This is a genomic window from Enterococcus sp. DIV1283b (genome assembly GCF_051710965.1).
Taxonomy (GTDB): Bacteria; Bacillota; Bacilli; order Lactobacillales; family Enterococcaceae; genus Enterococcus_B; species Enterococcus_B lactis.
In genome coordinates this window covers 2,684,862-2,706,050 of sequence record NZ_JBIOLR010000001.1, presented here as the reverse complement: position 1 = coordinate 2,706,050, position 21,189 = coordinate 2,684,862, and the positions used below count along the sequence as shown (strand labels likewise).

Annotated in this window: 20 protein-coding genes; 18 read left to right on the top strand and 2 right to left on the bottom strand. The window is 39.7% G+C overall.

Annotated elements, in window-relative coordinates:
• Position 1 precedes the first annotated feature (1 nt).
• The 8 genes from epsC (at position 2) to IGJ53_RS13270 (ending at position 5,280) form a co-directional block, all read left to right on the top strand.
• Positions 2–538 carry a serine O-acetyltransferase EpsC gene (gene epsC, locus IGJ53_RS13305; protein WP_002293094.1) on the top strand — a complete coding sequence of 179 codons (537 nt, stop codon included), beginning with the start codon at positions 2–4 and terminating at the stop codon, positions 536–538.
• The gene (gene cysS / locus IGJ53_RS13300) at positions 535–1,947 is read left to right on the top strand and encodes a cysteine--tRNA ligase (protein WP_259742253.1); all 1,413 of its coding nucleotides are present in this window, start codon (positions 535–537) and stop codon (positions 1,945–1,947) included. Before epsC ends, cysS begins: the two co-directional genes overlap by 4 nt.
• Complete coding sequence (locus IGJ53_RS13295; protein ID WP_438750436.1) at positions 1,944–2,339, top strand: Mini-ribonuclease 3; 396 nt, start codon at positions 1,944–1,946, stop codon at positions 2,337–2,339. Before cysS ends, IGJ53_RS13295 begins: the two co-directional genes overlap by 4 nt.
• Positions 2,332–3,192, top strand: coding sequence for a 23S rRNA (guanosine(2251)-2'-O)-methyltransferase RlmB (gene rlmB / locus IGJ53_RS13290; RefSeq protein ID WP_002373371.1), 861 nt, complete (start codon positions 2,332–2,334; stop codon positions 3,190–3,192). Before IGJ53_RS13295 ends, rlmB begins: the two co-directional genes overlap by 8 nt.
• Positions 3,193–3,195: 3 nt before the next feature.
• Positions 3,196–3,726: an NYN domain-containing protein gene (locus tag IGJ53_RS13285; RefSeq protein ID WP_002293089.1), complete on the top strand. Its 531-nt coding sequence runs from the start codon at positions 3,196–3,198 to the stop codon at positions 3,724–3,726.
• A gap of 76 nt (positions 3,727–3,802) precedes the next feature.
• Positions 3,803–4,381 carry a sigma-70 family RNA polymerase sigma factor gene (locus IGJ53_RS13280; RefSeq protein WP_002293088.1) on the top strand — a complete coding sequence of 193 codons (579 nt, stop codon included), beginning with the start codon at positions 3,803–3,805 and terminating at the stop codon, positions 4,379–4,381.
• A 114-nt stretch (positions 4,382–4,495) separates the two neighbouring features.
• Entirely contained in the window at positions 4,496–4,741 is a 246-nt protein-coding gene (locus IGJ53_RS13275; protein ID WP_002287434.1) for a Veg family protein, read from the top strand.
• 92 nt (positions 4,742–4,833) lie between these two features.
• Entirely contained in the window at positions 4,834–5,280 is a 447-nt protein-coding gene (locus IGJ53_RS13270) for a GNAT family N-acetyltransferase (protein WP_002315876.1), read from the top strand.
• A 56-nt stretch (positions 5,281–5,336) separates the two neighbouring features.
• Here IGJ53_RS13270 and mscL read toward each other — a convergent pair whose 3' ends face one another.
• Entirely contained in the window at positions 5,337–5,798 is a 462-nt protein-coding gene (gene mscL, locus IGJ53_RS13265) for a large conductance mechanosensitive channel protein MscL (protein WP_010733126.1), read from the bottom strand.
• Positions 5,799–6,047: 249 nt separating this feature from the next.
• On the opposite strand from mscL, the gene yfmF reads away from it, so the two are divergent.
• The 7 genes from yfmF (at position 6,048) to rny (ending at position 15,393) form a co-directional block, all read left to right on the top strand.
• Complete coding sequence (yfmF, locus tag IGJ53_RS13260; RefSeq protein ID WP_010733127.1) at positions 6,048–7,316, top strand: EF-P 5-aminopentanol modification-associated protein YfmF; 1,269 nt, start codon at positions 6,048–6,050, stop codon at positions 7,314–7,316.
• The gene (gene yfmH, locus IGJ53_RS13255) at positions 7,309–8,595 is read left to right on the top strand and encodes an EF-P 5-aminopentanol modification-associated protein YfmH (protein WP_010733128.1); all 1,287 of its coding nucleotides are present in this window, start codon (positions 7,309–7,311) and stop codon (positions 8,593–8,595) included. Before yfmF ends, yfmH begins: the two co-directional genes overlap by 8 nt.
• Before the next feature lie 542 nt (positions 8,596–9,137).
• Positions 9,138–10,061 carry a RodZ domain-containing protein gene (locus IGJ53_RS13250; protein WP_002310444.1) on the top strand — a complete coding sequence of 308 codons (924 nt, stop codon included), beginning with the start codon at positions 9,138–9,140 and terminating at the stop codon, positions 10,059–10,061.
• Between the two features lie 208 nt (positions 10,062–10,269).
• Entirely contained in the window at positions 10,270–10,848 is a 579-nt protein-coding gene (gene pgsA, locus IGJ53_RS13245) for a CDP-diacylglycerol--glycerol-3-phosphate 3-phosphatidyltransferase (RefSeq protein WP_002310442.1), read from the top strand.
• 170 nt (positions 10,849–11,018) lie between these two features.
• Complete coding sequence (locus IGJ53_RS13240) at positions 11,019–12,260, top strand: competence/damage-inducible protein A (RefSeq protein ID WP_010733129.1); 1,242 nt, start codon at positions 11,019–11,021, stop codon at positions 12,258–12,260.
• A gap of 108 nt (positions 12,261–12,368) precedes the next feature.
• Positions 12,369–13,418 (top strand): recombinase RecA, encoded by a 1,050-nt coding sequence (gene recA, locus IGJ53_RS13235; protein WP_002293077.1) that lies wholly within the window; start codon positions 12,369–12,371, stop codon positions 13,416–13,418.
• A 418-nt stretch (positions 13,419–13,836) separates the two neighbouring features.
• The gene (gene rny / locus IGJ53_RS13230; RefSeq protein ID WP_002287336.1) at positions 13,837–15,393 is read left to right on the top strand and encodes a ribonuclease Y; all 1,557 of its coding nucleotides are present in this window, start codon (positions 13,837–13,839) and stop codon (positions 15,391–15,393) included.
• 78 nt (positions 15,394–15,471) lie between these two features.
• Here the strand turns inward: rny and proC are convergent, their stop codons facing one another.
• Positions 15,472–16,278: a pyrroline-5-carboxylate reductase gene (proC, locus tag IGJ53_RS13225; RefSeq protein ID WP_002310439.1), complete on the bottom strand. Its 807-nt coding sequence runs from the start codon at positions 16,276–16,278 to the stop codon at positions 15,472–15,474.
• 140 nt (positions 16,279–16,418) lie between these two features.
• Between proC and mprF the strand changes: the two genes are divergently transcribed.
• From mprF to IGJ53_RS13210, 3 genes are all read left to right on the top strand, one after another.
• A complete protein-coding gene (gene mprF / locus IGJ53_RS13220) occupies positions 16,419–18,992 on the top strand; it encodes a bifunctional lysylphosphatidylglycerol flippase/synthetase MprF (RefSeq protein WP_010733130.1) in 2,574 nt (857 codons plus the stop codon).
• A gap of 153 nt (positions 18,993–19,145) precedes the next feature.
• Entirely contained in the window at positions 19,146–19,997 is an 852-nt protein-coding gene (ispE, locus tag IGJ53_RS13215; RefSeq protein ID WP_002293073.1) for a 4-(cytidine 5'-diphospho)-2-C-methyl-D-erythritol kinase, read from the top strand.
• A gap of 245 nt (positions 19,998–20,242) precedes the next feature.
• Complete coding sequence (locus IGJ53_RS13210) at positions 20,243–21,181, top strand: metal ABC transporter substrate-binding protein (protein WP_010733131.1); 939 nt, start codon at positions 20,243–20,245, stop codon at positions 21,179–21,181.
• Positions 21,182–21,189 lie beyond the last annotated feature (8 nt).

Below are 21,189 nucleotides of genomic sequence, written 5' to 3'. Positions count from 1 at the left end.
CATGAGTTGGTTTGCCCGAGCGATTGATGCAGCAAAGAGAAACGATCCGGCTGCACGTTCGACAGCGGAGATCGTTTTGACCTATCCTGGTTTTCATGCTTTGTTTTGGCATCGTTTCTCTCATTTTTTATATCAGCATCGCCTCTTTTTATTGGCGAAGATCAATGCTCAATTTTGGCGATTCCTGACAGGTGTTGAAATCCATCCAGGAGCAACGATTGGAACAGGTGTGTTCATCGACCATGGAATGGGGATCGTCATTGGCGAAACTGCAGAAATCGAGGATGATGTGATTTTGTTCCATGGCGTAACATTAGGCGGTACGGGAAAAGAAACAGGTAAAAGACACCCAACGGTCAAACAAGGAGCCATGCTCTCTGCGAATGCGCAGATATTAGGACCGGTAACGATCGGAAAAAACGCAAAAATCGGTGCAGGTGCCGTTGTGTTGAAAGATGTTCCAGACGACGCTACAGCGGTAGGAGTACCAGCAAAAGTCGTTCGAATCAAAGGAGAAAAAGTGAGGAGATCAGAATGATAAAAATCTACAATACATTGACCAGAAAAAAAGAAGAATTCATCCCTATACAAAAGGGACATGTCGGTATGTATGTCTGCGGACCGACTGTGTATAATTATATCCATATCGGAAATGCTCGTAGCACCATTGCTTTCGATACGATTCGACGCTATTTTGAATATCGAGGCTATAAAGTCGATTTCGTATCGAATTTCACGGATGTAGACGATAAAATCATCCGTACAGCAAACGAATTAGGCATCACAGCACCAGAAGTCGCTGATCGTTTCATCCGAGCATTTGAAGAAGATACGAAAGCGTTGAATGTCGAGCCTGCTACACTGCATCCAAGAGTCATGGACCATATGCCAGATATTTTAGCATTTATTCAAGTGTTGGTTGAAAAAGGCTATGCTTATGAATCTTCAGGTGATGTGTATTACCGTACCCGTAAATTTGAAAACTATGGGAAATTAAGTGACCAATCCATCGATGAATTGGAAGTCGGCGCAAGTCAGCGTACAGGGGAAGAACAGCAGCAAAAAGAAGACCCATTAGATTTTGCTTTATGGAAACAAGCAAAACCTGGCGAGATTTCTTGGGATTCATCATGGGGCAAAGGACGTCCCGGTTGGCACATCGAATGTTCCGTCATGGCAACAAAACATTTAGGCGAAACCATCGATATCCATGGTGGCGGGCAAGATTTGGAATTTCCTCATCACGAAAATGAAATCGCACAAAGTGAAGCGAAAACAGGGAAAAAATTCGCTAATTACTGGATGCACAATGGCTATGTAACGATTGGCGAAGACGATGAAAAAATGAGTAAATCTCTAGGGAATTTCATCACTGTACATGAAATGATCCAAAACGTCGATCCACAAGTCTTGCGTTTCTTCATGGCGACCACACAATACCGTCGTCCGATCCGTTACAGTGAAACGACGATGAAAGAAGCAGCCACCAATTTACAACGACTGAAGAATACGTTTGACAATTTGAAATTCCGCCAAGAAACTGCCTCAGAGACTTTGGCAGATGATGCGGATAAAATCACTTTGTTAGAAAATTTGGAACAGCGATTCATCGAAGAAATGGATGATGATTTTAATGCAGCAAATGGGATCACAGTGGTCTATGAGCTTGCTAAATGGCTGAACACTTATCTAGACCAGCCGGAAGTTTCTGCCACTGTCTTGGCACAGGGAGAAGCTTTATTCTCGCAATGGCTTTCGATCTTCGGTATTTTATTTACAGCAGAAGAATTATTGGATGAAGAGATTGAACAATTGATCGAAGAACGAAATCAAGCAAGAAGCAATCGTGATTTTGCCCGAAGCGACGAAATCCGTGATTTGTTGAAAGAAAAAGGGATCTTATTAGAAGATACACCCCAAGGAACCCGATGGAGAAGAGAAGCATGAGAGATTACACACAATTGAACGGTTTAGCCTTGGCTTACGTGGGAGATGCGATTTACGAAATCTATGTTCGTGACCACCTGATCGATCAAGGAGAAACAAAACCCAATAAGCTGCATCGTGCGGCAACGAATTATGTTTCTGCGAATGCACAAGCTTTTTTGATTCAGCAAATGTTGGAGGAACATCTTTTGACAGAAGAAGAAGAGCTTTATTATCGCAGAGGAAGAAATGCCAAAAGCCATACGAGTGCAAAAAATGCTGATGTTACGACTTACCGGGTCGCAACAGGATTCGAAGCACTGGTGGGCTATCTGCATTTGACAAAACAAACCGAGCGGATGGAAGAATTGATCCGCTGGTGTATTCAGAAAGTTGGTGAAAAAAATGGGTAAAGAAAGAACAAACAAACATCAATCGAAACGTGGATTTGAAGATAAAAAACAAAATAGATATCCAAATAAAAAGCAAACTGGACGAAATCAGTCAGTTTCTGATCAAAATGAAGAAGCATTAGAAGATAATTTCGTCTTTGGACACCATGCCGCAGTAGAAGCGCTACAACAAGGGCGAGGGAATAAACTCTTTCTTCAAGAAGATTCACGAGGAGAAAAAGTAGAAGAACTGAAAGAAATCGCACGTGAGCAAGCTGTACCGGTCAAATGGGTCCCTAAACAAAAATTAGAAACTTTGAGCGATCATGGCGTGCATCAAGGAGTCGTTCTTGCGATTACACCTTATGAATATTTATCCCTTGACCAACTGATTGAACGAACAAAAGAGAAAAAAGAAGACCCCTTCTTTTTGATTTTGGATAGCATCGAAGATCCACACAATTTTGGGTCGATTTTACGGACAGCAGACGCAAGTGGCGTTGATGGTGTGATCATACCAAAACACCGAGCAGTTGGAATCACGCCTATCGTAACAAAGACTTCCACTGGTGCAGTGGAATATGTGCCTGTTGCACGTGTGACGAATTTGGTACAAGCTGTGCAGCAGCTCAAAGAGACAGGATTTTGGGTATTTGGCACAGATATGACCGGCACAAACTTCCAAAAATGGAATGCCAAAGGATCCATTGCTTTAGTTATTGGTAATGAAGGCAAAGGAATGAGTCTAGGATTGAAAAAAGAAATGGATGAATTACTGACGATCCCAATGACTGGGCACGTCCAAAGTTTAAATGCCAGTGTTGCCGCTGGATTGCTGATGTATCAGGCTTTTTCCCAACGTCAGGGGGAGTAGGTCATGAAAAAACAGCTGTTGATTGTAGATGGCTACAACATGATCGGTTCGTGGCCGGAACTGGTCCAGCTTAAAAAGCAGGACAAAATGGCAGATGCAAGAGAAGCTCTTTTGCATCGTTTATCAAATTATGCGAAATATGAAGGTCTGGAAGTCATCGTTGTCTTCGATGCTCAATTAGTACCGGGCATCCAGCAAAATTATAGGAAATATCAGTTGGATGTTGTTTTTACGAAAGAAGATGAAACGGCTGACAGTTATATCGAGAGAATCGCTGGGCAGCTGAATGATCGTTTGACACAAGTAACAGTGGCGACAAGCGATTTAGCAGAACAGTGGATGATTTTTTCTCAGGGGGCGTTGCGGACTTCTGCTTATGAATTATATAAAACGATTAAAAAAACGGAAAAAACAATAGCCCAAGAAAATAAAGATATGCATTTTGTTGATTTCCGACGTAATTCTCCGTGGAATGAAGAGCAGTTAAAAAAATTGTCCCAAAAATTGGACGATTTAATGAGAAAAAATAAATAACATATCGTTCTAATCAGTTCGATGAATCATTGATGATAAGATTCCTCCATAAACGAATTTATGGAGGAATTATTTTATGTCTGAGGAGTTATTGCGCGCTGCACGTAATGGTGACGAAGAAGCATTTGCTGCCCTGTATCAAAAATATTTTCCACTCTTACTACGTTTGAAAAACACCTATTATTTAAGAAATTATGTTACTGAGGATTGGGAACAAGAAGCGAGGATCGCTTTATATCAGGCATTGAGAACTTACGAAAAAAGCAAAGGAGTTAGCTTTGGAAGTTATTATAAAAGTATCATAAGCAATCAAATTTATTCTTTATTGAGAAAACAGAACGCGCTGAAGCGCCGTGACCAAAAAGACGAAGTCTCGATCGACCAAAAAATAGAGACAGAAGGACCAGATTTTTTAGCAGAGATCACCTTGCAGGAACCTTTAGCGATTCAGCATCTTTTATTAAAAGAAGCAATCGAAAATTGCGAGATCCGATTTTCAAAAAAAGAAGCACAAATTTTTCATTATTACATGCAAGGGGTTGATTTTGCAGAGATGGCTGAATGTTTGTCAATGGATCACAAGCAAGTGATGAGTGCATATGGAAGGGTAAAACTCAAAATAAAAAAACACTTGAAATTTTATAATGAAGAATAATTTAGAAAAATCTTAATGAGCTTCTTATTTATTTTTATTGCATTTCTTTTTTTTTTATGGTAAACTTGAAAATTTTAAAAATATGTGGTATAGTTGGTAGTAGAGGTGAACTGTATGCCAACAACTTTAGCTTCAATCAAGAAAGATTTAGAAGGTCGTATCGGCAGCCCAATCATGTTGGTTGCTCAGACAGGAAGAAAGCGTCAAACAGAACGCCGCGGCGTTTTAACAGAAACCTATCCTTCAGTATTCGTTGTTGACTTGGATCCTGAAGAAAATTCTTTTGAACGAGTATCTTACAGCTATTCAGATGTACTTACTCGGACAGTTGAAATCGAATTTTTAACTGAAGCAGTTTAAAAAGCAAACGAGCCTGAGATTCGTAAGGTTCGTTTGCTTTTTTGTGTATGAATCGGTATGCTAATAATAAAAAAGTAGGAGGCGTTTACTTAGTGGAATATCAGGTAAAGAAATTTGAAGAATTGTCGACAGCAGAGTTTTATGCAATCGTCAAAGAACGGATTGCAGTCTTTGTTGTGGAACAGCAGTGTCCTTATCAAGAAGTTGATGACATCGATGGACAAGCTTGGCATACGTATTTCCAAGATACTGATGGGAAGATCCTTGCCTATACGCGGGTATATGAAGAAGCAGAGAGCATCCATTTTGGTCGCGTTCTTGTTCATCAGAATAACCGTAAAGACGGCTTAGGAAGAAAGATTGTCCAAGAAACGATCAACATGATCCAGAAAAAATTTCCAGAAAAACCAATTGTGATCGGTGCACAAGAATATCTACAGGCCTTTTATGAGTCGTTTGGATTCAAGGCAATCTCAGATGTGTATTTGGAAGATGATATTCCGCATATCGACATGAAAAAAGAACAGGTAACAAGTTAAGAATCTAAAAAAAGAAAGCCGACACTGAAATCGGCTTTCTTTTTTTAGATTCTTCATTATTTAGAAGTATCTGAAAGATTTGTTTGCTCTACCGGATGCGTATTGTCTTCTGCCACTTGTTTAGCAAGAAGATCGCGTATGTCACTAAGATAATCTTCTGCGGTAGGTGTTTCTTCCACTTCTTCTTCTGCTTCTTTGGCGCGTAAATTCTTCGCACGGTTTGCCGCTTTGACAACTAAGAATAAGACAAAACCAGTAATCAGGAATGTAATGATAGCACTAATAACGTTACCAAACGCAAATGTGACACCTTTTGTCGGCGACCAATCAAGAATAGAAAGTGCTCCTTCTAAATCAGAAGTTCCTGTGATCATAGCGACAATCCAACCAATTAGCGGAGTGATTAATCCTTGTACCACTTGGTTTACGATACTTGTAAACGCACTCCCGATAACAACACCGACAGCAAGATCCAAGACATCTCCACGCATGATGAACTCTCTAAATTCTTTGATCATGAATGACCCTCCCTTCTTTTGTATGTCTTTAGTATATCGAAAAATAAAAAATAAAAAAACGATATACGCTTTTAGCAGTCTGTCTCTTTTGATAAAAAACTTCTATGCTATACTATAAAGTGTAACATCATTTAGAAAAATCGGCGAATTGCCTGAACTTATATATTCAAGCAGATGCATAAGTAAAAAAAGCCGATTGTCCTACTAAAAGAGTAAGGGACAATCATCTATGAAAAGGAGCATATAAATATGGTGTATCAATTGGCAGAAGGCGTGAATCTTCATGTCTTACCAACAAAACAATACAAAACGATTCGGATTTTTATCCGTTTTACTGCACGTCTGCAACAAGAAGTCATTACAAAACGTTCACTACTCAGCAGTATGCTGGAAACAAATAGTTTGAATTATCCGGATCAGACAAAGTTAAGTGCGAAACTTGCTGAGCTTTATGGTGCAAGCTTCGGACTATCAGTAAGAAAAAAAGGGAACTTGCATTGGCTAAACGCAGGAATCAGCTTTGTGAACGGCGAATATGTCAATGATCCGAACCTTTTCTCTCAAGCGGTGGATTTTTTAAAAGAAGTTTTATTTTATCCAAATATCAAAAATCAACAGTTTGATCAGTTGACGTTTGACTTGGAACAGAACAATCTGCGTCTCTATTTGGAAAGTTTGAAGGAAGATAAACAAACTTTTGCTTCCTATGCACTGCAAGAACTTTATTTTGAAAACAGCCCGGAACAAAAAATCCCAAGTTTAGGCGTAGTGGAAGAACTAGACAAGATCACTGCTCGTTCGCTAGCGGCTTACTATCAAGAAATGATGGCAAACGATCAAATTGACATTTTTGTTGTCGGCGATGTTGATCCGGACAAAGCAGCCGAAGCTGTTGGGCAATTACCATTTGAGCCGCGTGAAACAGCTCATCCAGACTTGTTTTATACCCAGCCTCAAGTGAATATCGTCAAGGAACGACAAGTCCGTGAGCCAATCGTTCAAGCAAAGCTGAATCTAGCTTATCAGACAAATGTGTATTATGATGAGCCAGAACGTTTTGCGCTAATGGTCTTCAACGGTTTATTTGGCGGGTTTCCTCACTCCAAACTGTTCATGAATGTGAGAGAGAAAGAAAGTCTAGCTTATTATGCCTCTAGCAGCGTGGATACATTCCGAGGGTTCATGAGTGTCCAGACCGGTATCGATGAAAAAAACCGAAATCAAGTACTTCGCCTGATCCACGAGCAATTAGAAAGCTTGCGAAACGGTGAAATAACAGATTTGGAACTAGCTCAGACAAAAGCGATGCTAAGAAACCAATACCTGCTTTCTCTAGACTCTCCGCAAGCGGCAATCGAAGCTTCTTTTTTGGACAGCTGGCTGCCGGAAACAAAATTATCTGATGAAGAATGGTTGAAACGTATGGAGAGTGTAACGATCAAAGAGATACAACAAGTAGCTGAGCAAATCGAATTGCAAGCAATCTTCTTTTTAGCAGGAGGAAATGCAAATGAATAAAACAGAATATGAGCAAATCAATGAAACGCTTTATCATGAAGTACTGCCAAACGGTTTGACCGTGTATTTGTTACCTAAAAACGACTATCACAAGACATATGGTTTGTTCAGTACGAATTATGGTTCGATCGATAACGAATTTATTCCCTATGGTGAAAAAGAAAAAGTGAAAGTCCCAGATGGCATCGCTCATTTCTTAGAACACAAGCTGTTTGAAAAAGAAGACGGTGATGTCTTTCAATTATTTGGACAGCAAGGTGCTTCCGCTAATGCTTTCACGAGTTTTACGAAAACTAGTTATCTGTTCTCTACAACTGATCAGGTAGAAAAGAATCTGACGACCCTGATCGACTTCGTACAAGCACCTTACTTTACAGAAGAAACTGTAAACAAGGAAAAAGGAATCATCGGTCAGGAAATCCAAATGTATGAAGACGACCCTAACTGGCGGATGTTTTTTGGTATACTAAATAATTTGTATCCTGCACACCCGTTGCATATCGATATTGCGGGCACGGTTGAAAGTATCGACAAAATCACAGCTCAAGACTTGTATACGTGCTATCGGACGTTTTATCAGCCAAGCAATATGGTTTTATTTGTAGTTGGTAAGATGGAGCCTGAGAAATTGATGAAACTTATTCGGGAAAACCAAGAAGCAAAAAATTTCCCGCCAAAGCAAGAAATTGTACGTTATTTCCCAGAAAACACAAAAGAAATCATCAAACAAAGTGCATTAGAAGCAGCCATTACACGAGATAAATTTGTACTTGGTATTAAAGGATTAGACACATTGCCGCAAGAAGGAACAGAACTACTACGTTATAAAACAGCTATCAATCTGTTGTTCCAAATGATTTTAGGTAATACTTCTCGAAACTATCTAGCTATGTACAACCAAGGAATTATCGATGACAGCTTTGGCTTTGAATTTAGCTTGGATCGTGAATTTCACTTTGCGGACTTCAGCGGAGATACGGATGAACCAGAGAAAGCAGCAGAAAAAGTCAAAGAAATCATTCTTGGATTCGCTGATGATCCTGAAGTGTCAGAAATGAATCTCGATTTGCTGAAGAAGAAAATGCTTGGACAATATTTCCAATCATTGAATTCAATCGAATATATTGCTAATCAATTTACGCAAAGTTTATTTGGTGATCGAACATTATTTGATCTTCCTGAAATCATCGATTCGATCCAAATGAAAGACGTACTGGCAGCTGGAGAAGCATTTATAAGTGAAGAGGCCTTCAGTGAGTTTTATATGAGACCAAAATAAACCAGTGTTTTATGGAGAAAAGTCTTAAATTTCGTTTTAGACTTGTAGCAAGAACCTCCTCCAAAACCAGCTTTTATGGTATTCTTAGATGTGTTGGAAATATTAATGAGAAAATAAAACAAATCATGCTCTCTTTTAATCAACTTATATTAAAATAAAATCAAACGAAGTAATCAAAGAGGTTGTGACAGAAGCGGTCAGCTTCAAGAAATAAGAAGGAATTTACGAAAATTGCTTCTCAAATTTTTGTGATATTTCGGCTTATTGCCGAAGAAGCTACTTCTGGAACACCGTGTACCAAGAGGTTGTGAAAAAGCTGTTATGCATCAAGTAATAAGAACAGCCAAATAAAAATAGCTCCTCCTATTTTTCGTTTGGTTGGGCTTATTACCGAAGATGCAAGCTTTTGAACACCGTTTAAGGAAGAGGTTGTGAAATCAGCGTTCTGATCTGAGTATTAGAGAAACAAACGGAAAAAGGAGCTGTGACACGACTTCTTTTGTCACAGCCCCCAAACATAACGTCTTTCGTTGCAACAGCAGATGCTTCGGAGAATCAAACAGACTGGAGAAGATGAACGAGTGGCTTTTGAAACCATCGGAGAAAAATTACGGCAAGCACGCCTGAATAAAAAGATATCTTTAGATGAATTACAGCAGATTACAAAAATTCAAAAACGTTATTTGGAAGCAATCGACAATGATGATTTTGATCAATTGCCTGGTAAGTTTTACGTACGGGCGTTTATTAGGCAATACGCTGAAGCTGTAGGAGAAGATGGAGACCATTTAGTCGATGTTTTTGATGGAAAAAGCAAATTGACAGGATCGGTCCCTGAACGTCCGCAGCCTGAAACAGTAAGTACTTCCAGAAAAGCAATACATCAAGAAGAATCGCATCCAAGTCGTTTTTGGACAAGTCTTCCTGTTATTTTATTAGGATTGGTCGCTTTGGCGATCGTCGTTGTCGTAGGCTATATGACTTGGCAAGATCGTCAAGCTGATCCAATAATCGGCGATACAGCTTCTTCGCTCAAAGTAGAAGGATCAGTCGAGGAGTCCTCTTCCTCAGAGCAAAGTACGCAGACCCAAGAGTCTTCTACAGTAGAGTCAACAACAGAATCAAGTGAAGAAAAGAAAATGGCAATAGCTGCAGGAGAGGATTCCGGCAGTGCCATCGCAGTAAATATTACAGATGCTACCAAGCCTGTCACCCTTGAGTTTACCGCTGTCAATCGTGTGTGGATCGGTGTGCTAGTAGACAATGCCTATGTTTATCAAGGAACACTGGCAGCAAATGAAACACAAAGTACCGTGTTACCGGAAACAGCAGCCAATGCGACCATTACGATCGGTGCAGCAAGCAATGCGACGATCAAAGCGAATGGAGAATCCGTACCAGTTAATCCAGGGGAAAACAATCAGAGTCCTAAAAATGTGAACCTGACTCTCCAATACGCAGAGTGATCGTATAAATGAGTTTATTCATCTATTTACTTGTAGGCATAAAAAAGAAGGATCGTGACAAATCTGTGTCGCGGTCCTTCTTCGTTATTTCCAAAAGATCAGTTTCAATAAAAATGCTCCGTTGAATAAATTCGTTCGGAAAAGTAAATAATATCGGTGGAAACTTCGCGGATAGTCACGTAGAATAGGGAAGAAAGGAGTCGATAATGTGAATTTACCAAATAAATTAACTGTACTTAGAATTTGTATGATCCCGATTTTTATTTTGGTTGTAGGATTACCGTTAGATTGGGGACAACTTAACGTAGGGGACACCACACTGGCTGTCACGCAGCTAGTAGGCGCAGTTATTTTTGCATTAGCCAGCATCACAGACTGGTTAGACGGAAAAATTGCCCGTGCACGAGGTCTTGTCACTAACTTTGGCAAATTTGCGGACCCACTGGCAGATAAAATGCTAGTTATGACCGCTTTTATCATGTTGGTTGACCAAGGAAAGGCCCCAGGTTGGGTAGTCGCGATTATTGTCTGCCGCGAATTAGCCGTCACAGGCTTACGTTTACTACTTGTCGAACATGGAGAAGTCATGGCTGCTGCTTGGCCGGGAAAAGTCAAGACGGCTACACAAATGGTTGCTATTATCTTGCTGTTTATCAATAATATCCCATTCAATCTGATTAGTATTCCAGTAGACCAAATCATGCTTTATGCTTGTCTGATCTTTACTATCTATTCAGGTGCGGATTACTTCATCAAAAATAGCGGCGTGTTCAAAGGATCAATGTAGGTATTGTTTTGTGGATGGTCAGATTCGTCGGTTCTTGATAAAGCGAAAATAATTTGATCATATAATGAAAAAAGAACTGGGGAGAGGCTGGTCCATGGATCAGCCTTGCCCTCTTTTTAAATAAAAAAATATATAAGTACAGCGTATACTATATAAGGGAGCGGGAAGTAATGAAAGCAGAAATAATAGCTGTCGGAACAGAACTTTTACTAGGACAAGTCGTGAATACGAATGCCACTTTCTTGTCAGAACAGCTAGCTGATCTAGGTATCGAAGTTTATTATCAGACAGTCGTAGGAGATAATCAGCAGCGTTTAGAAGAGTTGATTGCTCTAGCTGAAACAAGAAGTGAACTCATACTCTTATGTGGCGGATTAGGACCGACAGAAGATGACCTGACAAAAGAAGCAACTGCGGCTCATCTCGGTAAGTCTCTCATACAAAATACGGAAGGATACAAAAAATTATTGGCATATTTTGAAACAACCCATCGAAAAATGACCAAAAACAATTTGCAACAGTCCCAAATCATCGAAGGCGGGGTTCCTCTACCAAATCGTACAGGGCTTGCTTTAGGGACTTTTTATCAAACAGATACACATGCATATATCCTTCTTCCCGGTCCGCCTAATGAGTTGAAACCAATGTTTGTGGAACAAGTACGTCCTTTACTAGAGGAACGTTTTCCTTCTGAAGAAAAACTGATTTCTAAAGTTTTGCGCTTTTATGGGATTGGTGAATCGCGACTGGTCACTGAACTAAAAGATCTAATCGAGACACAGATCAATCCAACGATCGCTCCTTATGCCAAACCAAATGAAGTGACATTGCGTCTAACAGTGAAAACAAAGGATGTTCAGGCAGGAAATCAAGCTCTTTTAGCATTGGAAGAAAAGATTCAAGAACGAGTAGGAGAATATTTTTATGGATATGGCGATGATAATTCGTTAGCAAAAGTCGTAGTGGAACTGCTGAAAGAAAACAAGCAGACTGTAACAGCGGCGGAAAGCTTGACAGCCGGTGCCTTCCAAGCCGCATTGGGCGATATTGCTGGTGTATCTGAAGTATTTCCAGGCGGCTTCGTTACCTACTCGCTCCAAACAAAAGCTGGTTTTCTGGAGATTGATCCGGAGCTATTAGCAGAATATGGAACAGTCAGCAAAGAATGTGTGGAGCAGATGGCCATTCAAGCACGTGAGATAGCAAGAACAGATTACAGTGTAGCTTTCACCGGAGTGGCTGGACCGGACACGTTAGAAGGTCACCCTGCAGGAACAGTATGGATCGCTATTTCATCTAAAGATGGTGTGGTTTCAGAAAAATATCATTTTGCCAGAGACCGTGCGGCTATCAGATATAATGCGGTTATGCAAGGATTTGATCTTTTGAGAAAACAGCTTTTAAGAAAATGATAAATGCGAATATTTGTTCGGTTTTTTCTTGCTTTTTATTACTAAAAACGATATGATAAGGATAATGAAATGTTGCTCTGATTTGTAAATATAAGGAGGATTATCGTATTGGCAGATGATCGTAAAGCAGCCTTAGATGCTGCACTGAAAAAAATTGAAAAGAGCTATGGTAAAGGCTCTATTATGAAATTGGGCGAAAAAATCGACCAACAAATCTCTACAATTCCAAGTGGCTCTCTTGCGTTAGATGTCGCTTTAGGTGTCGGCGGTTACCCCCGTGGACGTATCATCGAAGTATATGGACCTGAAAGTTCAGGTAAAACAACAGTGGCGCTACACGCTATTGCAGAAGTACAAAAAAATGGCGGAACGGCCGCTTTCATTGATGCTGAGCATGCGTTAGATCCGCAATATGCACAAAAATTAGGCGTGAATATCGATGAACTACTTCTTTCACAGCCTGACACAGGAGAACAAGGTCTGGAGATCGCTGATGCTTTAGTATCAAGTGGGGCTGTGGATATCGTAGTAGTCGATTCAGTTGCTGCTTTAGTTCCACGAGCAGAAATCGACGGCGAAATGGGTGACTCACATGTCGGGTTACAAGCACGTTTGATGTCTCAAGCATTGCGTAAACTCTCTGGTTCGATCAACAAAACAAAAACAATCGCTATTTTCATCAACCAAATCCGTGAAAAAGTAGGCGTGATGTTTGGGAATCCAGAAATCACTCCTGGAGGACGCGCATTGAAATTCTACGCAACGATCCGTTTAGAAGTACGTCGTGCAGAACAATTGAAACAAGGAACAGATATTGTTGGTAACCGTACAAAGATCAAAGTCGTAAAAAACAAAGTAGCACCTCCTTTCAAAATCGCTGAAGTAGATGTCATGTATGGTTTAGGGATCTCACAAGAAGGAGAACTTCTAGACATGGCAGTAGAAAAAGACATCGTTGATAAAAGCGGTGCTTGGTATTCTTATAAAGAAGATCGGATTGGTCAAGGACGGGAAAACGCTAAAATCTATATGGCTAATCATCCTGAAATGATGGCAGAAGTTTCTGCTCTAGTTAGAGCAGCTTATGGCATTGGTGAAGAAGTGGCTGTCCCAGAAGATACAAAAGGCCAAGAAGAATTACCTTTAGAAGAAGAATAATAAACAACATAAATAAAAACGGCTGGTCTGAAGAGTAGATACTCTCCTTGACCTGCCGTTTTTTTATTGAATAAAGAACAAAGAAATCTTGAGTTATTTAATCATACGAGTAGCTACATAAAATAAAAAATATCTATTCGACTACAAAAAGTAATTTAGTTAAAAAGTTTCTCAACTTGAAGGTTTACCTATATGAAACTAGTGTCATTTATTCTAAAAACCACCGTTTAATGAATAAGTAGAAAGCCGTTTCTTTGTTTATTTAAAGTTGACACTACGGGGTACAAACATTAGAATAAAGTTGTGCATGTTTTTTGTACACATATATGCGAAGATGCATATTGACAAGTTTAGAATAATTTATCATAGAAGCTGTATAGATGATAAAAATGAAAAAGATAGTATGGAGGTGGATTTTATGGTATTCAACATTCTCCTCGCTATCATCGGTTTAATTGTCGGTCTTGGTTTAGGGTTTATGGTCGCAAAGTCACGTCACGAGAAAGAAATAGCTGGTGCACAATCATCAGCTGCTGGGATCATCGATAGTGCAAAAAAAGAAGCAGAAACTCTAAAAAAAGAAGCATTGTTAGAAGCTAAGGAAGAAAATCAGAAATACCGTTCTGAAGTTGAAAGTGAGCTGAGAGAAAGTAAGTTAGAATTAAAATCTCAAGAGAATCGTTTGATTCAACGCGAACAAACGCTGAATCGTAAAGATGACTCGTTAGAAAAACGCGAGAACTCACTTGAAAGTAAAGAAGAAGCACTTAGTTCAAAACAGCAATTAATTGAAGAGCGAGAAAAAGACGTTGAAAAAATGATTGAAGATCAACAAAAAGAACTAGAAAAAATTGCTGGTTTATCAAAAGAGGACGCACGAGATGTCATCATGAAATCGACTGAAGAAGAGCTGAATCATGAGTTAACTCTAATGGTAAAAGAATCTGAACAGCGTGCCAAAGAAGAAGCAGATCGCAAAGCGAAAAACTTATTATCATTAGCGATTCAACGCTGCGCAGCAGATCAAGTTTCAGAAACGACTGTTTCAGTCGTTACCCTTCCGAATGATGAAATGAAAGGTCGTATCATTGGACGAGAAGGTCGTAATATTCGAACGCTTGAGACGCTGACTGGTATCGATTTGATCATCGATGACACACCTGAAGCAGTTGTTCTTTCCGGATTTGATCCAATCCGAAGAGAAATCGCACGAATGACCTTGGAAAAACTGATACAAGATGGACGAATCCATCCAGCACGAATCGAAGAAATGGTCGAGAAATCTCGTAAAGAAATGGATGAACGTATTCGTGAATACGGGGAAGAAGCAGCATTTGAAGTCGGTGCCCATACACTTCATCCAGATCTAATCAAGATCATCGGACGTCTGAGATTCAGAACTAGTTACGGACAAAACGTCTTGAAGCATTCGGTCGAAGTTGCAAAATTAGCTGGTATCTTAGCAGCAGAACTTGGCGAAGATATCCAATTAGCAAAACGTGCCGGGTTGCTCCATGATATTGGAAAAGCACTTGACCATGAGATTGAAGGATCTCACGTTGAGATCGGTGCGGAATTAGCTGCCAAGTACAAAGAAAACCCAGTAGTAATCAACGCAATCGCTTCTCACCATGGCGATGTGGAAGCGACTTCTGTTATCTCTGTCCTTGTAGCTGCAGCAGACGCGCTTTCAGCAGCAAGACCTGGTGCGCGAAGTGAATCATTGGAAAACTACATCCGTCGTTTAAGAAGTCTGGAAAATATTTCGAACAGCTTCGCCGGTGTAGAATCAAGTTACGCCGTTCAAGCTGGACGCGAAGTTCGGGTAATGGTCAAACCAGAAGAAATCTCGGATCTGGACGCTGTTCGTTTAGTACGCGATATCCGTAAACGAATCGAAGAAGAGCTGGATTATCCTGGACATATCAAAGTAATCGTTATTCGGGAAACTCGCGCAACTGATTATGCTAAATAAGAGTAAACACAAAAGAAGAGTCGCGGCAAAAGCCGCAGCTCTTCTTTTTTTGTAAGGCACGAAAAAACATTGCTATCATTATTTTTTATTCAACATCTCAAGATCTTTTTCAATCGTCGTATTGATTCCTTTGATGATTGCTGGGATGAATCCTGCTTCTTCTAGCGCAACTACACCGGCAACGGTCGTACCACCAGGAGAAGAAACTTGGTCTACAAGTTCCCATGGATTTTTATCACTTGAAAGGAATTTTTGACAAGAACCCATGATTGCTTTTGCAGCAATTTCAGTTGCTGTCTGTTTGGACAAACCATTTAATACACCAGTCCGTCCCATCGCATCGATCAGCATATAAATGAATGCGGGCGAGCTGCCAGCAAGGCCGATGAATGTACTGAAATCTGCTTCTGCTAAAGGATAGACGCTACCGATTGCTTCAAAAATTATCGTGGCTTGTTGAAGCTGTTCCTCCGTGGCAGCTTCATTTTTGCAAATCGCAGAAACGCCTGCTCCTACGCTGACATTGACATTCGGCATCACTCGTACGATGGAGGCCTGAGGATCTTCAAGCGCTGTTTCTAAATCTGTTAATGATTTTCCTGAAGCAATAGAAATGAATAAGACCTTCTGGCTGTATTCTTTTAGTTCTTTCAATACTTTTTCAATGATTTTTGGTTTCACGGCTAAAAGAACGATATCTGATTTTGATGCAACTTCCTGGTTGCTTTTGCACGCATGGACGCCAGTTTCAGCAGCGAATGTTTGTGCATTTTCAAAATGACCACTGGAAACGAACACTTCTTCTTTCGAGACTGTCCCTGTTTTCAATAAACCATCAATAATAGCTTGTGCCATATTCCCTGTACCGATAAATCCTACTTTCATGTTATCCTCTCCTTTAGCATTAGGATATCTTTCTTTTTCTATGATCGCAAGCAAAGAACAGGTCTAAAGTGGAAAAATTAAAATAAATAAGATAACATTGGGGTATAACACAAAAGTATACAAGTTAGGAATGGGAAAATGTGAAAAATAAACGATACTTGATGCTGCAATGGATAAAGGAACATAGTCTGATTTTAAAATTGATTTTTTTCGGCTCCGTGTTAGTCTTTGTGGCAAATCAAGTCGCAAATATTGCTAATGGCATGAGTTGGCAAGATATTTGGCAAAGGATGGGACAACAAAGCCACATGACGATCCTGCTCATGATTCTGGCTGGACTGCTGGGTGTCACTCCGATGTTGTTGTATGATTGGGTGACGATCAGAGTCTTAGAAAAACAAGGAAAACCAAAAATGGAAAGAAAAGAGTTTCTTCTTGCTGCGTGGGTAACAAACACGATCAACAATCTCGCCGGTTTTGGTGGTGTGGTAGGAGCAAGTCTGCGGGCTAGTTTTTATGGAAAGCAGACAAATAGGAAAATGGTGTTAGTGACTGTTTCAAAAGTCGCACTATTTATGCTGACTGGTTTGTCTGTATGGTCGTTTCTTACATTTATTGATGTCTTTTTTATTCAGTCAGAAAGTATTTTTCGGAGCTATTGGATCTGGCTTTTCGGCGGTAGTTTTTTAGCACCAGTCATTTTCTTTTTTGCTTATCTAAAGAGAAAGACCTTGTTCTCTGAGTTTTATCCAAAAGGCTTGCTTGGTCTGCTACTGGCATCTTTTGGACAATGGACGGGGGCACTTGCAGTATTTCTGACCATCGGCAAGTTGATGAGAATAGATATTTCCATGTTTTCGATCTATCCTATGTTCATGATTGCGACGCTGATAGGAATGTTGACAATGGTCCCAGGTGGAATGGGGACTTTTGATGTTTTGATGATCTTAGGAATGAGTCAATTGTCTGTTCGGCAAGACGTAGCAGTAGTTTGGTTGTTATATTATCGGTTGTTTTATTATGTCCTGCCTTTTTTGACGGGACTTCTATTGTTTATCACACATACAGGAGTCAAAATCAATCGATTTTTAGATAATATACCGCGATTATTTTTCCAAAAGGTTGCGCATATCGTGCTCGTAAGTGCTGTATATTTTGCAGGGATCATGATGGTACTCCTGTCAACGATCACTAATCTGTCTGCAATCAGTCGGCTGTTTCAGGTATTATTGCCGTTCTCGTTCAACTTTTTAGACCAGACATTGAACCTATTAGTGGGCTTTTTATTGCTCGGTCTTGCTCGAGCACTTTCAGTAAAAGTCAAAAAGGCATTTCTGCCTACGATCGCTTTACTAGCTTTTGGTATTTTAAATACGATCACACGTACATTATCTTGGCAATTGTTATTGGTATATGTCTTGATTCTATTGGCTGTGTGGTTATCTAGAAAAGAATTTTATCGAACAAAATTCGTTTATTCTTGGGGAGCTATACTCTTTGATGCTAGCTTGTTCGGTTTCTTATTTATTGTTTACGCAATTGCGGGTTATCATAGTGGACGCTTTTTAGTTGGACGGATAACAGGTAACCATTTTATTTTGTTTCCTTCAGATGATGTGTGGTTCTCAGGGCTCATTGGTTTGGGCATCTCATTGCTAGCTTTAGTGGCGCTTTATCAATACTTAGCAGAAGATACTACGACGCTTGGCATTGAGTACGAAAAAGAACGTTTTGACCGTTTATTGGAAACATATGGAGGCACAGCTACAAGCCATCAGCTTCGCTTGCCAGGATACAGTTATTTTTATTACCAAAAAGACGATCATGACCAAGTCGTTTTTGGCTATCAAATCAAAGGGAACAAATGCTTTGTTTTAGGAGATCCAATTGGTAATCCCAAAATGATGCGGGCAGCAACGAATCAGTTCATGAAACGAGCAGATTGTTTAGGTTATCAGCTTGCTTTTTATAAGATATCAGAAAGCTACGTAGTGATGCTTCACGAATTGGGCTTTCATTTCACGAAAGTAGGTGAAGCAGGAATTGTTGATCTAGCGACAGAAGACTTGTCTCGGCTGAGTCAGCAACTTGAATATCAACGTTTGATGAAAGAAGGATACCATTTCACTTGGTATGACCAACTACCAGAAGAATTACATCAAGCTGTAAATGAAGTTTCACAAAAATGGCTTCACGGTGCACGAGAAAAATACTTTTCTGTGGGACGATTCGATGAATCCTATGTATTGTCTAGTGGCGTCGGTATTGTCCGTAAAGATCAAAAAGTCGTGGGCTTCATCACCGCTCAACCGATGACGAAGGAGCAAGCGGGGTATGATTTGCTGCGAATCTTGCCTGAAGAGCCTGAAGAATTAGCGGATTATCTATTAGCTAATTTGTTCATTGTATACGAGAAAATGGGCTATCTGGAAGCAAATCTGGGATTAGCACCTTTAGCAAATGTTGGAGAAACAGATTTTTCTTTCTTTCAAGAAAAAGTCATGCATATCGTATATAATTATGGTAATTTTTTCTATTCTTTCCAGTCTGCTTATGAAAAGAAATTAAAATATGTCGATCATTGGGAAGGTCGCTACTTTGCATATCGGAAAGGAAGTAATTTCGGATTTGCTACCATGCAGCTGCTCAGTCTGATAGGGAAAGAAAAAGGAAATGTGCCGAGTTTGGCAGAAGAAGTGCTCACAGAATTATAAGAATCACTAGAGTTTATTTGGATTATGAAGAGAAAATTCTATGAAAGCTGTTGAAACGATGACAAAATCAACAGCTAGGCGGACATAAGCTATACTTTTATTTTTCCCTATGATAGAATACTTGCGACTTAGACTTTTCGAATGGGTGAGAGGATGGAATTGATTGAAAAAGCGCCAGCCAAGATAAATTTAGGACTGGATGTATTATATAGGCGGCAAGATGGGTATCATGAGTTGGAAATGGTGATGTCGAGCGTAGACTTGGCAGATCATCTATTTTTTGAAGAAATAGCAGAAGACAAAATCATTGTAGAAACAAATAAAGCATTTTTACCGGTAGATGAGCGTAACAATGTTTATCAAGCTGCTTTATTATTAAAAAACAAATACAATATCAAAACCGGTGTCAAGATCTTTGTTAAGAAGAATATTCCAGTAGCCGCTGGATTAGGCGGAGGAAGTACAGACTGTGCAGCTGCTTTAAGAGGGATTAACCAATTATGGAATCTAGGCTGTTCATTAGAAGAGCTAGCAGAGATCGGTTTGGAAGTTGGTACAGACGTTCCTTACTGTGTATACGGAAGTACGGCTTTTGTCGGAGGTAAAGGGGAAGAAATCCAAGTATTACCTTCTATGCCACAGTGCTGGGTTGTGTTGGTCAAACCAAGAATGAGTGTTTCCACACGTACAGTGTTTAGGGAAGTAGATACGCAAGCTATCCAACATCAAGATATCCACGGACTTGTTGAAGCCATCCGAGAGCAAGATTATCAGCAGATGATCAAAAAAATGGGAAACAGTTTAGAAGATGTAACGGGAAACCGGCATCCAGTCATCCATCAAATCAAAGAGCGTATGGTCAAGTACGGAGCAGATGCTGCATTGATGAGTGGAAGCGGACCAACCGTTTTTGCCTTGTGCCAACATTATTCAAGAGCGCAGAGAGTATATAATGGGTTAAAGGGTTTTTGTGAAGAAGTTTATTTAGTACGAACCTTGCAATAAAAATAGAAGAAGTAAAACAGGTAAGGAAAGACTGAGGAGTCCTAAAATGGGATTCTTCAGTTTTTTTATTGTAATGAACAGTTAAACATGAGTGTTAACTCATCCATTTTACGATTTAATCAGAATATCCACGTTTAAATCAGAAATTTATGGATTTCTATTGACGGCGTTTTTTTATTTTGATACATTAGTTCACGTTGATAAATCGTAAAATTACGATTTGTTTATTTGAAAGGAGCATATAGATGAAAAAATATCTTTTGACAGCTACGGTAATGATAGGTGCTTTATTGTTTGCAGCATGTGGAAATACGAATAAGGAAGCAGATAAAAAAGAAGACTTGACGATCGTTACGACATTTTATCCGATGTATGATTTTACAAAAGAGATCGTAGGGGACGAAGGAAACGTGAAACTTTTGATCCCTGCCGGAACGGAGCCTCATGATTTTGAACCAAGCGCAAAAGAAAGAGCAGAAATTTCCGATGCAGATGTTTTCGTGTATAATAGTTCAGACATGGAATTTTTCGTGGATTCGTTGAAGGATTCAGTGGACAGCAAACAGACCTTGATGATCGAAGCAGCTAAAGGAATTGACCGCTTAGAATCTCAAGAAGCAGATGAACACGAAGAATCAGAAGAAGGACATGATCATGCGCATGAATATGATCCACATGTTTGGCTCGATCCGGTATTAGCTATAAAAGAAGTCAGAACAATTGCTGGAGAATTAGGCGAAAAATATCCAGATAAAAAGGAAATATTTACGAAGAATGCTGATGCTTATATCAAAAAGCTTGAAGCACTGGATCAAAAATACTCCGAAGAACTCAAAAATGCGACAAACCGCACATTCGTCACTCAGCATGCTGCTTTTGCTTATTTAGCGAATCAATACAACTTAGAACAAGTGGCGATTTCAGGTGTTTCGCCAGATCAGGAACCAACACCAAGCCGCTTAGCTGAACTAAAAGAATTTGTGAAGAAAAACAACATCAAAGTGATTTACTTTGAAGAAAACGCCTCTTCGAAGGTGGCAGAGACATTGTCGAATGAAACGGGTGTGAAGTTAGAGGTGTTGAATCCTTTAGAAAGCTTGACCAATGAACAAATCAAAGCAGGCGAAAATTATATTTCTGTCATGGAAAAAAATCTGGAAGCTTTAAAAGAAAGTATCAATTAAGTCTAGAA

Bases quoted from the DNA above. Each gene is read 5' to 3' on its own strand.
- mscL (WP_010733126.1), bottom strand. From the start codon at position 5,798: ATGATCAAAGAATTTAGAGAGTTCATCATGCGTGGAGATGTCTTGGAT.
- epsC (WP_002293094.1), top strand. From the start codon at position 2: ATGAGTTGGTTTGCCCGAGCGATTGATGCAGCAAAGAGAAACGATCCG.
- IGJ53_RS13250 (WP_002310444.1), top strand. From the start codon at position 9,138: ATGCTTCGGAGAATCAAACAGACTGGAGAAGATGAACGAGTGGCTTTT.
- IGJ53_RS13275 (WP_002287434.1), top strand. From the start codon at position 4,496: ATGCCAACAACTTTAGCTTCAATCAAGAAAGATTTAGAAGGTCGTATC.
- rny (WP_002287336.1), top strand. From the start codon at position 13,837: ATGGTATTCAACATTCTCCTCGCTATCATCGGTTTAATTGTCGGTCTT.
- IGJ53_RS13280 (WP_002293088.1), top strand. From the start codon at position 3,803: ATGTCTGAGGAGTTATTGCGCGCTGCACGTAATGGTGACGAAGAAGCA.
- ispE (WP_002293073.1), top strand. From the start codon at position 19,146: ATGGAATTGATTGAAAAAGCGCCAGCCAAGATAAATTTAGGACTGGAT.
- IGJ53_RS13240 (WP_010733129.1), top strand. From the start codon at position 11,019: ATGAAAGCAGAAATAATAGCTGTCGGAACAGAACTTTTACTAGGACAA.
- yfmF (WP_010733127.1), top strand. From the start codon at position 6,048: ATGGTGTATCAATTGGCAGAAGGCGTGAATCTTCATGTCTTACCAACA.
- cysS (WP_259742253.1), top strand. From the start codon at position 535: ATGATAAAAATCTACAATACATTGACCAGAAAAAAAGAAGAATTCATC.
- IGJ53_RS13210 (WP_010733131.1), top strand. From the start codon at position 20,243: ATGAAAAAATATCTTTTGACAGCTACGGTAATGATAGGTGCTTTATTG.
- rlmB (WP_002373371.1), top strand. From the start codon at position 2,332: ATGGGTAAAGAAAGAACAAACAAACATCAATCGAAACGTGGATTTGAA.
- IGJ53_RS13285 (WP_002293089.1), top strand. From the start codon at position 3,196: ATGAAAAAACAGCTGTTGATTGTAGATGGCTACAACATGATCGGTTCG.
- IGJ53_RS13295 (WP_438750436.1), top strand. From the start codon at position 1,944: ATGAGAGATTACACACAATTGAACGGTTTAGCCTTGGCTTACGTGGGA.
- yfmH (WP_010733128.1), top strand. From the start codon at position 7,309: ATGAATAAAACAGAATATGAGCAAATCAATGAAACGCTTTATCATGAA.
- proC (WP_002310439.1), bottom strand. From the start codon at position 16,278: ATGAAAGTAGGATTTATCGGTACAGGGAATATGGCACAAGCTATTATT.